At 63.3% G+C, this 11715-nt stretch carries 9 protein-coding genes, 1 tRNA gene and 1 riboswitch; of the genes, 4 read left to right on the top strand and 6 right to left on the bottom strand.

The features are described from left to right. Positions 1 to 34: 34 nt before the first annotated feature. Positions 35 to 337, bottom strand: a complete 303-nt coding sequence (locus tag CHB90_RS01290; RefSeq protein ID WP_089276047.1) for a hypothetical protein — start codon at positions 335 to 337, stop codon at positions 35 to 37. A gap of 118 nt (positions 338 to 455) precedes the next feature. Next, positions 456 to 658: riboswitch (cobalamin riboswitch) on the bottom strand. Between the two features lie 153 nt (positions 659 to 811). Here CHB90_RS01290 and CHB90_RS01285 point away from each other — a divergent pair. Next, positions 812 to 2026, top strand: a complete 1215-nt coding sequence (locus CHB90_RS01285; protein ID WP_089276176.1) for an NAD(P)/FAD-dependent oxidoreductase — start codon at positions 812 to 814, stop codon at positions 2024 to 2026. 33 nt (positions 2027 to 2059) lie between these two features. Here CHB90_RS01285 and CHB90_RS01280 read toward each other — a convergent pair whose 3' ends face one another. After that, on the bottom strand, positions 2060 to 2551 hold the full coding sequence (locus CHB90_RS01280; protein ID WP_089276046.1) for a MarR family winged helix-turn-helix transcriptional regulator: 492 nt from the start codon (positions 2549 to 2551) through the stop codon (positions 2060 to 2062). 464 nt (positions 2552 to 3015) lie between these two features. Here CHB90_RS01280 and CHB90_RS01275 point away from each other — a divergent pair, with 464 nt between their 5' ends. Beyond that, positions 3016 to 4359: an efflux RND transporter periplasmic adaptor subunit gene (locus tag CHB90_RS01275; RefSeq protein WP_089276045.1), complete on the top strand. Its 1344-nt coding sequence runs from the start codon at positions 3016 to 3018 to the stop codon at positions 4357 to 4359. Further along, positions 4356 to 7484: an efflux RND transporter permease subunit gene (locus CHB90_RS01270; protein ID WP_089276044.1), complete on the top strand. Its 3129-nt coding sequence runs from the start codon at positions 4356 to 4358 to the stop codon at positions 7482 to 7484. The genes CHB90_RS01275 and CHB90_RS01270 overlap by 4 nt, the downstream gene beginning before the upstream one ends. A gap of 125 nt (positions 7485 to 7609) precedes the next feature. Here the strand turns inward: CHB90_RS01270 and CHB90_RS01265 are convergent, their stop codons facing one another. After that, positions 7610 to 7807, bottom strand: coding sequence for a DUF4214 domain-containing protein (locus CHB90_RS01265; protein WP_170940958.1), 198 nt, complete (start codon positions 7805 to 7807; stop codon positions 7610 to 7612). 226 nt (positions 7808 to 8033) lie between these two features. Between CHB90_RS01265 and CHB90_RS01260 the strand changes: the two genes are divergently transcribed. Then, a tRNA-Val gene (locus tag CHB90_RS01260) sits at positions 8034 to 8109 on the top strand. 261 nt (positions 8110 to 8370) lie between these two features. On the opposite strand, the gene CHB90_RS01255 is transcribed toward CHB90_RS01260, so the two are convergent. From CHB90_RS01255 to CHB90_RS01245, 3 genes are read right to left on the bottom strand one after another with little or no spacing between them, the layout of a single operon-like run. Then, on the bottom strand, positions 8371 to 9084 hold the full coding sequence (locus tag CHB90_RS01255; RefSeq protein ID WP_089276042.1) for an ABC transporter ATP-binding protein: 714 nt from the start codon (positions 9082 to 9084) through the stop codon (positions 8371 to 8373). Between the two features lies 1 nt (position 9085). Beyond that, positions 9086 to 10861: a branched-chain amino acid ABC transporter ATP-binding protein/permease gene (locus CHB90_RS01250; RefSeq protein ID WP_245823112.1), complete on the bottom strand. Its 1776-nt coding sequence runs from the start codon at positions 10859 to 10861 to the stop codon at positions 9086 to 9088. Continuing rightward, positions 10854 to 11687, bottom strand: coding sequence for a branched-chain amino acid ABC transporter permease (locus tag CHB90_RS01245; protein WP_089276041.1), 834 nt, complete (start codon positions 11685 to 11687; stop codon positions 10854 to 10856). Before CHB90_RS01245 ends, CHB90_RS01250 begins: the two co-directional genes overlap by 8 nt. Between the last annotated feature and the right edge of the window lie 28 nt (positions 11688 to 11715).

Below are 11715 nucleotides of genomic sequence, written 5' to 3'. Positions count from 1 at the left end.
CACCGCCGGAGGCTGTTCCGCCCTGGCCCATGTCTCAAAGCAGCAGACGCCGCTGGCGTGCCCCGCCCCGACGTTGCGGGCGCGGCAACGTCAGGTCCAGCGCACGGCCCGGATGCCGCAGCGATGCGTCCAGCAGCGCGCAAAAGACCGCCACCGCCGGATCGGTCCGGGCAAAGGGTTGCGCCCGCAGCCAGGCGCGCACCGCCTCTGCCTCGTAGCTGGCGCAACCGGGCAGGCCGCCCAGCCATTGCAGATACCCCATGCAGGCCAGTTCATGCGCCCGTTCCGGCGTGTCTGCCCGGCATTGCAATTGTGTCAGGACCAGTTCGATCGACATCGCGCCCTCCGCGCCAAGGGCGGGAAGCGGATCGGATCAGCGATGTCAGCGGGCGATCAAGCGCCATGGGGCCTCGCATCTCCGGAGCACCCCGCCCGGGTTGAGTGAAAAACGGACCCACAGGGGCCCGGCGATGGCAGGTCTCCTGACTCGCGGGTCAAGGCACAATCCCGAACCTTCCCGGACCGACGGTCCAGTGGTGTTTACGGGATGGCTCGCCGCTTACAGTTGCGGGGGCAGTCACGGAATTGGGGGCCTGCCCCGCACCGTATTCCCTATTCGACCGCACAGGACGCGGTCACCATCGCGGCCAGAGTGGCGTAGCCGCCCGGACCCGTCAAGACCGCGCAGCACCGATATGGTCAAGGGTCACATCGCCGGGTAAGGAAGGTGTCGTCCCGTCCCTTGCGTGGGCCGGTCAACCGTCACGCTGCGCGCCTGATCAAGGGCGGCACCTCATGCGGAGAACGCCTCATGGCCATATCAGGGTTTCCCTCTACACCCGCCCGTAGCGCCTACGATGTCATCATCATCGGCGGCGCGATCATGGGATCGGCAACCGCCTGGTTCCTGACCGAAAACCCGGATTTCGACGGCAGCGTGCTGGTGGTGGAACGCGACCCCAGCTATGCCATGTGCTCGACCGCGCATACCTATTCCTGCATCCGGCAACAGTTTTCCGACCCGCTGAATGTGCGCATTTCGCAGTTCACCGCCGATTTCATCAAGGACTTGCCGGACCGGATCGGCGATGCCCGCGCGCCACGCCTGTCGGTGCAGAACTTTGGCTATCTCTATCTTGCGGACAACGCGGGTTTTGCCGATCAACTGCGGGTCAACGCGCAGATGCAGCGCGCCACCGGAGCCGGGACAGAGCTGTTGACCCGCGATGAGATCGCGGCGCGCTATCCGTTTTACCAGCTGGACGATATCCTGCTGGGGTCGATCAACACCCGCGACGAAGGCTACTGGGACGGCGGCACCCTGTTCGATTGGCTGCGTCGGTCGGCGCGCAGCCGTGGGGTGGAATATATCGGCAATGAGGTGGTGGCCATGACCCGCAAGGGCGACCGCGTGCAGGCGGTCACGCTGGCCGATGGACAGCAGATTGCCTGCGGCCATTTGGTCAACGCCTCTGGCCCGCGCGCCGCGCGCACCGCGGCAATGGCGGGGATCAAGCTGCCGGTAGAGCCGCGCCGCCGCTTTAACTGGGTCTATACGGCGGAGAAACCGCTGGATCGCGCCCTGCCGCTGACCATCGACCCGTCTGGTGTCCACACCCGGCAGGACGGCCCGGCAACCTATATGGCGGGCGCCGCCCCGGCCGAGGATCTGGCGGTGGAGCCGGATGATTTTCGCATGGATCACGACCGCTGGCAGGATCACGTCTGGCCGATCATCGCCAACCGCATCCCGCAGTTCGAGTCGATCCGCGTGGTGACCGAATGGGTGGGGCACTATGCCTATAACACGTTGGATCAGAACGCCATTGTCGGGCCGCACCCGGAGGTGGAAAACCTGCTGTTCCAGAACGGTTTTTCCGGTCACGGGTTGCAACAGGCCCCGGCAATGGGACGGGCCATCGCCGAGCTGATCACCTATGGCGGGTTCCGCAGCCTTGACCTGACGCCGATGCGGTTCGACCGCATCCTGAACGCACGGCGCGCGGTGGAGACGGCGGTGATCTGACCGCGCACAATCGCCCCTACGCGTCATCGCCGGTCACTTGTCCGGCGCGCCGTTGCCGTCCTCCAGCGGCAGATCCAGCAACTTGCGCAAGAGCCGTTTCAGTTCGGCGGCCTCAGCGCGGTCAAGGCACCGGGAATCCCGCGACTCGTGGTCCGCAAAGATCGGCATCAGCGCCTTGACCCGCGCCTGTCCCAAAGCGGTCAAGCGCAGTTCCATGGCGCGCTTGTCGTCCTCGGGCACACGGCGGGTGATCAGCCCGTCCGCCTCCATCTGGCGGACCATCTTGGTCATATGCGCCCGCTTGATGCTGAGCGCACGGGCCAGCAGGCCTTGCCGGATTCCGGGGTTCTCATACAGCACCATCAGCACGGAAATCTCGCCCGGGCGGACCTCTTCGCCTTCGAATGTCCGAAAGAAATCGGCAAAACTCTGCAACTGGGCCAGTCGCAGCAAAAAGCCCAGCGAATCTGACAGGCCACCATAACGCACGGCCCCATCATTGACCGGGTCAGGCGCATTGCCCATGACAGTCGCCTTTCAGATTGGCGCGATTTTTGGGGCCGGCGGACGATCCGTTGCAACGGGTCGTGCCCATGACATGACATCCGGCTCTGCGCATCCACCCCCCCCAATTTTACTGTTTGCGGCATCGCTATTGTTTCCAAGTAGACAAAATATCCGTTTCGAGTCAAGATCCTTGCCGACTGCCAAGCTCCACACCCGGTCCGAGTTGTGTCACCGGACGGATCGCATTGGGCCCACCAGACCCTTGGCGCGGACCCGGCCGCGTCCGTCAGATCACGCGCCTCACCAAATTGCTTGCGCCCGGTTCGTCGGTGCGGAACACCTTCGCTGGCGGCGGCAATTCGACCTTTTGCGCTTTGCGTGCAGGATGTGCATGGCTTGTAGGACGGGAATTGCCACCCGGTGCGTTCAACCCCGGTCATGCGTCGCCGGGGCCTGCCCGGGCCAGACTGGAGCCAAGACCGATGAATTTGAAACCCCTGCTGTTGCTGCCGCCCATCGCGCTTGGTGTTGCCGGTTTCATGTGGATGACCAGCGGTAAGGACACGCCCCAGCCCCCCCGCGCAGAGGCGCGGCAGGCCGTGCGGGTGATGACGGTCGAGGCCGGCGCCCTGCCCCTGTCCGCCACCGGCTATGGCAGGGTCGCGGCCATGCACAGCTGGACGGCCGTGACGCAGGTGGACGGGCGCATTCTGGATCTGGTCGGCGATCTGGCCGAGGGCACGCTGGTCGATGAAGACACACTGCTGGTACAGATCGACAAGACGGACTTTGAATTGGCGATCCAGAAATCGCGCGCCAATATCGCCGCCGCCGAGGCCGCACTGACCGAACTGGAGCGCGAGGAAGTAAACTCGCGCCGCCTGCTGGCGCTGGAGGAAAGCATCCGCGTCGTGGCGCAGGCCGAATTTGACCGCGTCCGCGACCTTGTCGATCGCGGCACCAGCACCGCAGCCGCACTGGACACCGTGCGCAAGGCGTTGCTGGCGCAGGAAAACGCGGTCACGAAACTGACCAACACGCTGGACCTGTACCCGGCGCGGCGCGCCTCGGCGGAGGCGACGCTTGCGGTGCGCCGGGCCGAACTGGCAGAGGCCGAGCGCGCGCTGGACAACACCACCCTGTCGGCCCCCTTTCGCGGGCGTGTGGCCGAGGCAAACGTCGAGATCGGTCAGTTCGTGCGCACCGGAGAGCAGTTGCTGACATTGGACGCCATCGACGCGGTCGAGGTCGTGGCCGCGTTCCAGCCGCAGGTTCTGGCCTCTGTCGTTCAGACGGCGCTGGGACAAACCATGGCCGAAACCACCCAGATCGATTCGACACGGGTTGTGGGACTGCTCCGGCAATCGGGCGTCACCGCCAGTGTCCGGCTGGATCTGGCCGGAAGCGACGCCCGCTATCCGGCGGAAATCATCCGCTTTCGCGGCACCATCGACAGCGAAACCGGCACCATCGGCGTTGCGGTCCGCGTGGACGACCCGTTTCTAGCGGGCGGACCGGGACGGCGGCCACCGCTGAACGTCGGCGGGTTTGTATCGGTGGTGCTGGAGACAACATCGCCCGAAACCGCCATCGCCATTCCGCGCACGGCGGTCCATCAGGGCGACGACGGCACCCCCTTTGTCTATGTCGCTGACGCCGAGGATCGGCTGGCCGTAGCGCCGGTTGTGCTTGGCCCCGTGGCAGACGCACGCGTGCTTGTCCGTGATGGGCTGGTCTCTGGAGATCGGCTGATCCTTTCGGCGCCGCGCCCGCCCATCGTGGGCATGGCGCTCAGCCCGGTCGACGTGGACGGAGACACCGAATGATCTCTTATTTCGTGCGCCACCCGGTAGCGGCCAATCTGCTGATGGCGCTGATCTGCATTCTGGGCATTTCCGTCATCAGCAATCTCGAACGCGAGACATTTCCCGAATTTACCGCCGACAGCGTCTCTGTCTCTGTCACCTATCCCGGCGCCTCTGCGCTGGACGTGGACGAAGAGGTCTGCGGCCCATTGGAGGACGCATTGACCGGCCTGACCGGCCTTGCGGATTTCCAGTGCCTGTCCGTTGATGGACGCGCCGCCGCCACCGCCGAACTGGAAGAAGGCGGCGACATCATCCAGTTCTTCAACGACGTGTTTTCCGCCGTCTCGGGCATCGGCGACTTTCCCGACGACGCCAATACCCCGGCGGTCGAGATCGCCTCTCGCAGTGATCTGGTGGCGATGATCGCCATTTCCGGCATCACCGGCAAAGAGGGGCTGATAGCCTATGCCGATGAGCTGGCCGACACCCTGCTGGCCTTGCAAGGGGTGGCCGATGCCACCGTGTCCGGCATCACCGGGCGCGAATTGCAGGTGACATTCGACCAACAGGCGCTGCGCCGCTTTGGCCTGTCCAGCCGGGATCTGGTCACCGCGATCGAGGCGCGCAGCCTGCGCCAACCGCTGGGCAGCGCCGATCTGCGCGAGTCCAGTCTGATCCTGCGCTATGTCGGGGCTAGCCGCACGGTATCCGATCTCGAAGACCTGATCGTGATCGAAAACGCCGATGGCGGGCTGGTGCGCCTGTCCGATCTGGCAACTGTCCAGCTGGTCGACAGCGACGAGAACCGGCAAAGCTATATCAACGGCGCGCAAACGGCGATCATATCGATCTCAAAATCCTCTGATGAGGACAGCATCCGCGTCTATGACCGCGTCGAAGAGGTTCTGCAGGCAGAGCGCGCCACATGGCCCGATCCGTTTGAAATCACCGTGATCAACAACATGACAGAGCTGATCGAGGAACGGCTGACGCTGATCCTGCAAAACATCGGCATGGGTCTGGTGCTGGTCTTTGTGACCATGTGGCTGTTCTTTTCGCTGCGCGAGGCGCTGTGGATTTCCGCCGCCCTGCCGGTGTCGTTCCTTGGCGGGCTCTTTGTCATGAGCGTGCTCGGCATCACCATCAACATGATCACGCTGATCGCCCTGCTGATGGCCGTCGGCCTGATCATGGACGACAGCATCGTGATCGCCGAGAACATCGACAAATGGCGCCGCCGCGTCCCCCCGCTGGAGGCCGCCGCGCGTGGCACGATGGAGGTTATGCCGGGCGTGCTGTCGTCTTTTCTGACGACCGCCTGCGTCTTTGGCCCGCTGATGTTCCTGTCCGGCGAGATGGGGCAGATCCTGAAATTCATTCCGATGGTGCTGCTGATCACCCTGTCGCTGTCGCTGATCGAGGGGTTCCTGCTGCTGCCCAACCACCTCAGCCATGTGGGTCAGTTGGACCCCGATTCGCATGAAATCCGCCCCGCCGCGCGTGCGTTGGAATGGGTCAAGGAACGGCTGGTCATGCCCCTGGCGTCGGCCCTCGTGCGGCTGCGCTACCTAACCTTTGGCTCCGTGATCGCGGCACTGATCCTGTCGATCGGGCTGATCGCCTCTGGCCAGATCAAGGTGATCGGCTTTCCGGCGACCGAAAGTGACACCCTTATTACGCGGATTTCGCTGACGTCAGGCATCGCACGGGAACGCACCGTGGCGACAGTGGACCAATTGGTGCGCGGTCTGGATCAGGTGAATGCGGACCTGACGCCCGCCACCGAAGGCGGCGCACCGCTGGTCCAGCGGGTTCTGGTACAATACGCGGTCAACGCAGATGTGTCGGACAATGGATCGAACACCGCGACGATCACCGTCGACTTGCTGGAAAGCTCATTGCGCAACGTGCTGGCCGACGATGTGCTGGAGGCATGGCGTGTGGCCGCAGGCCCCCTGCCCGACATTGTCCAGATCAGCTTTTCCCAGGCCGAAACCGGCCCCGGCGGGCTGGATCTGGATGTCGAATTGCTGGGCCGCGATCTGGATGATCTGGAAGAGGCCTCTGGCCTCCTGCTGACCAGACTGTTGGCCCGCGATGACGTGACAGAGGCGTTTCAGGATCTCTACGGCGGTCGGGACGAGGTGCAGATCCGGCTGAACAACTACGGCTATTCCATCGGGCTGACGCCGCAGTCGCTGTCGGCACAACTGCGCGACGCGTTCGAGGGGTCCGAGACCGACAGCTTTCGCCTTGGGGCCAGTGACCGCACCGTGCGGGTGCAACTGGCCGATTCCGTCGCCAGCCAGACCGAACTGGAGCGGTTTCCCATCGTTCTGCCGGGGGGCGCGCTGACCAATCTGACAACGGTTGCGGATCTGACCCATTCCGCGGGCTATCCCACCGTGACACGCAAAAACGGCATGGCCGTGGCCCGCATTCAGGGCAAGATCGACCGCAACGTCACCACCTCGACCGCCATTTCCAACGTCGTGCTGCAAGAGCTTGCGCCACAACTGGCCGGTGCGTTCCCCGGCGTCCAGATCAAGATCGGCGGCGCGACCGAAGAGCAGCAGCAATCGCAATCCTCGATGATGTCGGCGCTGTTGCTGGGGCTGGTCGGGGTCTATATGGTGCTGGTCTTTCAGTTCCGGTCCTACAGCCTGCCGGTGGTGGTCATGCTGTCGATCCCCTTTGCGCTGATCGGCACCATTCTGGGGCATTGGGGGTTGGGAATGGACATGTCGATGCCCAGCATGATCGGCTTTGCCTCACTGGCGGGAATTGTGGTCAACAACGCGATCCTTTTCCTGACCTTTTTCCAGACCCATCTACAGGACGACGACTATGTCGCCGCCTCGCTGAACGCGGTCAGGGATCGGTTCCGGCCCATCCTGCTGTCGACCTCGACAACCTTCATGGGGCTGATCCCGATCATCCTGGACTCCAGCCCGCAGGTGCAGACTCTGGTGCCGCTGGTGGTGTCCGTGGCCTTTGGCCTTGTCGCGTCCATGGTGCTGGTTGTGCTGGTGTTCCCGTCGGTCCTGTCGATCTATTTCGACGTGGTCAGCGTGCGGAAATGGATTGCACGGTTTGACGGGGACAGCACAGAGCCGACAGTATCGGCAGCGACAGACCGCTAAGGGAAATGGCCCCGCCCCGCATTGATCCCGATCCCACGGTCCGTCCGCCCGGACCTTTGTTCCGGCGGGCGCGCAGAGCGGATCTACCCGACAATGATCATCCCGGATCTCGACGTCGGCAACCGTCACCGTGGCATGCCGTTGTCCAGTGCATCGACCCAGCTGGACAGCCCATTGGGATCGGAGCCGCGTTCAAGCGTGTTGCGGTACATCGGAGTGACAAACTGCGTGTCCGTCGTGTCGCTGTAGGTGCTCTGAAATTCGGACGAGGCAATAAACGCGGCCGCGATCTCTTGAAGGGTCTTGGCGCCCGAGGTGTTCACGATCCCAGGCTTGTCCTCGGCGAACCAGAGACCTGTTGCGCCAGTTGACCCGGAACCACCTTGTCCATGCTGTCCGGCGGTGTGTCGGCAAGGCCGCGCATTTGCCCGATCGTGGCCTCAAGGACGTCGCCTTGTCGTATGCACAACACTTGGCATGCGCGCTGGCCTTCAATGCCACGAAGAGGCTTGCACCCCACCGGAGCTTTGTGTAAATCCCGCGTCGTCCGGGTGATTAGCTCAGTTGGTAGAGCGCTTCGTTTACACCGAAGATGTCGGGAGTTCGAGCCTCTCATCACCCACCACTCTATCCCTTTGAACAATAGGTAACCTCTTGCCTGCCTAGGGGTTTTCCCCTTTCGCTGCCACAAACGGCGTTGCAAAGCAGGGGTTACGTTTTACCGTGTCGGATCGAGTTGTCTTGTCAGCTTATCACGGTCCATTTTTGAACGATCAACGACGCTGTTCGCACAGTCGGTTCAACCGGATCGGTGCTTTCCAGCCAATAGCTGGGCCTGCCTCATCCAGGCTCGAAGGCCAAGGCGACGCCACTTGCGCCCTTGGGTTCAGATCCGAAGATGCTCGAGGATGCGATCCTGCGTATCTCCGGCAATGTCGCCGGAATCGTCGATGACCCCGAGTTTCAGAACTGCCCAGCGATCCGCGATGCCCAGCACGAAGGACAGGTGCTGCTCGACGATGAGGATCGTTGTTCCATTGGCCTCACACTCGGTCTTGAGCGCGTCGGCGATCCGCGCGATGACAGTGGGCTGAAGGCCCTCGGAAATCTCGTCGATCAGCAGTAGGTCCGGCTGCATCATCAGCGAGCGGGCGATGATCAGCATCTTCTGCTCGCCACCTGAGAGCGTTCCGGCCTTCTGCCCCAGCCGGTCGGTCAGGAAGGGGAAGTGTCCCTGGACCCTGTCGAACCCCGCGTTGAGGTCCCTGTCGCTGCGTAGCGCGATGCGCAGGTTGTCGCGGATCGTAAGATCCTGGAAAAGCGGTTGGTCCTGCGGGGCATAGGCGACATGCGCGTCCACCAAACCCTTGGGGCCCAGGTTGTCCGTGGGCTTGCCGTCCAGCAGGATCCGGCCCTTCTTGAGAGGCAAGAGGCCAAGGATGGTCTTCAGGAGCGTCGTCTTGCCCATCCCGTTCTTGCCCATCAGGGCAAAGATCTCGCCACGACGGATGTCGAGCGAAAGGGATTTGATGACGTCGACATGGCCATATCCGCTGGTGACGTTGTCCAGCGCCAGTTTGGCAGTCTTCACGTCGCTCATGTCATTCATGTCCGCCTCCGGAATAGATCTTCTTGACGATGTCGTCGTTCACCACGTCCTCGACCGTGCCGTCCAGAACAAGGCGCCCTTGGTGCAGGACGACGATGCGGCTAGAGATGTCGCGCACGAAATCCAGGTCATGTTCCACCAGGATCGCAGCGATGCCGCACTCCGCCGTGAGGGTCTTCAGCACCTCGCCGATGGTCGTCCGCTCGGTCTTGGTCAGTCCGGCCGTGGGTTCGTCCAGCAGGATCAGTTCAGGCTCCAGCGACACCACCATCACCAGCTCGAGGCTCTGCTTCTGGCCGTGCGACAGCAGCGATACGGAGGTGCCGAGCATCTGATCGAGGCCTGAGAGGCGCAGGATGTCAATCGCCGTCTGCGGCAGGCCCAACACGTCGGAGGTCTTCACGATGCTCGGCGCGTCCAGCGTGGTCCGTGCCATGCGCAGGCATTCCGCGACCGTCAGGCTTTCGAACACGCTGGCAACCTGAAACTTGCGCCCGATGCCGCGCGCGACGATCTGGTTGGGGACCATGCCGGCGATACTCTCGCCGTTTATCCGCACGATTCCGCCCGATGCTGCGGCGCCGTCCGTCATGCAGCGCATCAGCGTGGTTTTGCCGGCGCCATTCGGGCCGACGAGGCTGACCAGTTCGCCGGGCTGGACCGAGAGAGTGATGTCTTCGAGAACCTTTTGACTGCCGTAGGACTTTTCCAAGTTCCGGATGTCGAGCAACGGGGCGTCGCTTTCCCGGTGAGGCCGCGCGGGTGCCTCGGCGACGAGACGTGGCGCTGTCCCGGCGCGCGCGCGCTCTCGGAAGCCCGTGGCCAAGGCGGCAAGTCCGTTCGGCAGGAAGATGATCATCACCACGAAGAGCGTGCCGATCAGAAGCTGCCACAGAAACGGCAGGTCGCCGGAAAGCTGCGCACTGAGATAGCCGATGCCGATGGCGCCGACGACCGGGCCGACGATGGTGCCGCGCCCGCCGAGCGCGGTCCAGACAACCAGTTCGGTGCCAAAGATGAAGCCCGCGTTTTCCGGCGCAACAACACCCGAAGCGTTGGCGTAGAGATAGCCCGCAAAGCCGGCCACTCCACCCAGGATCGCGGTCAGCAGGATCTTGATGCGGTTGGTGTTGATGCCAAGGTAGGCGCAGCGCATCTCGTTGTTGCGGATCGCGGTCAGAATCCGGCCAGCGTCGGAGCGCACAAAGACCAACGCCGCGACGGCAATGGCGACGAGGGAAAGCCCGGCCAGACGGAAATAGCCGTCGAGGCCAAGGTTGATCCCCCAGTAGCCCACGAGGCCCGAGCTGGAGCCGGTCCAGGTGCCGCCGGAATAGATCAGCTGCGTGATGACGATGGGCACAACCAGCGAAATGATCGTGGCGTAGAAGTCGGATGAGCCGGGATAGAAGGTGAGCCAGCCCACCGCGCCGCCGATGAGCATGGGTACGACGATGGACAATACCAGTCCCAGCGCCAATAGCGCCGGATTGGACCCCACATGCGTCAGCAGCATCGCCGTGACATAAGCGCCTGCGCCAAAAAAGGCGGCCTGCCCAAAGGTCAGGATACCAGTGTAGCCCCACAGCAAATCCACAGTTATGGCAAGGATCGCAAAGATCATCGACCGGGTCAGAACGTTCAGCGCAAAGCGGTCCAGGAACAGCGGGCCGACGATCACAAGCGCCACAGCGGCAACGGCTAGAATTGCCAGCAACTTCACACGGCGGGATTGCGGCACCGTGTTTGTCAGGGTGAGGTCAGGCACGGGAGAACCCTTTCGGCGAGATGCGGAGGATGATGGCGGCGAGTACGGCCACGGTGATGCCGCCCAGGATCGGGCTGACGTAGGTCGAGACGATCACCTGGGCGCCTCCCAACAAGAGACAGGCCAGGGCCAGCGCGCCAAAGGACTGACCAGCGACCATGACGAGCATGAAGGACCCCACCAACCAGGCCACGCCCATCGTCGGGTCGGTACTGGTGAGTGGGGTGAGGAGAACGCCGGCGAGTCCCGCCAGCCCCGTGCCGATCATGAAGGTCACGGTGCGGATCTTCGCAGTGTCGAGCCCCAGAGCACGGGCCAATGTCTCGTTCATGATGACGGCGCGGGCCGACAGGCCAAGCCGGGTGCCCTCCATCAGGTAGGAGAAGCCAAGGCCCAGTGCGATTGCAGCCACCAGCGCAAACAGGCGGTAGGCAGAATAGGTTGTACCTAGCAGATCGACCGTTCCGGGGATCAGGTTCGCGGTGAACTGCACGTCGCGGCCGAACCACAGAGTGATCAGTTGACCGATGACGATCCCGAGACCCCAAGTCGCCAGGATCGCGTCGAGCGGGCGGGAATAGAGTGGACGAACGATGAAGCGCTCGGTCAGCAAGCCCAGGACGGCGCCCGCAGCAAAGGCGAGGGGCAGCGCCAGCCAGGGATTCAAGCCCATGTGCGCCGTCGCCACCGCGCAATAGGCACCCACGGTCAGCCAGGCCCCGTGCGCGAAGTTGATGATCTTGAGAACGCCGAAGATTGTCAGCAACCCGGTCGCGACAATGAACAGGATTGCTGCAGACGTCAGCATGTCGAGGATCAGGGTCATGGCTAGCACCTCATGCGGGAAAGGCCCG

Source organism: Antarctobacter heliothermus (assembly GCF_900188425.1).
Taxonomy (GTDB): domain Bacteria; phylum Pseudomonadota; class Alphaproteobacteria; order Rhodobacterales; family Rhodobacteraceae; genus Antarctobacter; species Antarctobacter heliothermus.
Note: the sequence above shows the minus strand (reverse complement) of the source record. Positions and strands in the feature narration are given on the sequence as shown.

Excerpts from the sequence above, each read along its gene's own strand:
- CHB90_RS01290 (WP_089276047.1), bottom strand. The coding sequence starts at position 337 with ATGTCGATCGAACTGGTCCTGACACAATTGCAATGCCGGGCAGACACG.
- CHB90_RS01285 (WP_089276176.1), top strand. The coding sequence starts at position 812 with ATGGCCATATCAGGGTTTCCCTCTACACCCGCCCGTAGCGCCTACGAT.
- CHB90_RS01280 (WP_089276046.1), bottom strand. The coding sequence starts at position 2,551 with ATGGGCAATGCGCCTGACCCGGTCAATGATGGGGCCGTGCGTTATGGT.
- CHB90_RS01275 (WP_089276045.1), top strand. The coding sequence starts at position 3,016 with ATGAATTTGAAACCCCTGCTGTTGCTGCCGCCCATCGCGCTTGGTGTT.
- CHB90_RS01270 (WP_089276044.1), top strand. The coding sequence starts at position 4,356 with ATGATCTCTTATTTCGTGCGCCACCCGGTAGCGGCCAATCTGCTGATG.
- CHB90_RS01255 (WP_089276042.1), bottom strand. The coding sequence starts at position 9,084 with ATGAGCGACGTGAAGACTGCCAAACTGGCGCTGGACAACGTCACCAGC.
- CHB90_RS01245 (WP_089276041.1), bottom strand. The coding sequence starts at position 11,687 with ATGACCCTGATCCTCGACATGCTGACGTCTGCAGCAATCCTGTTCATT.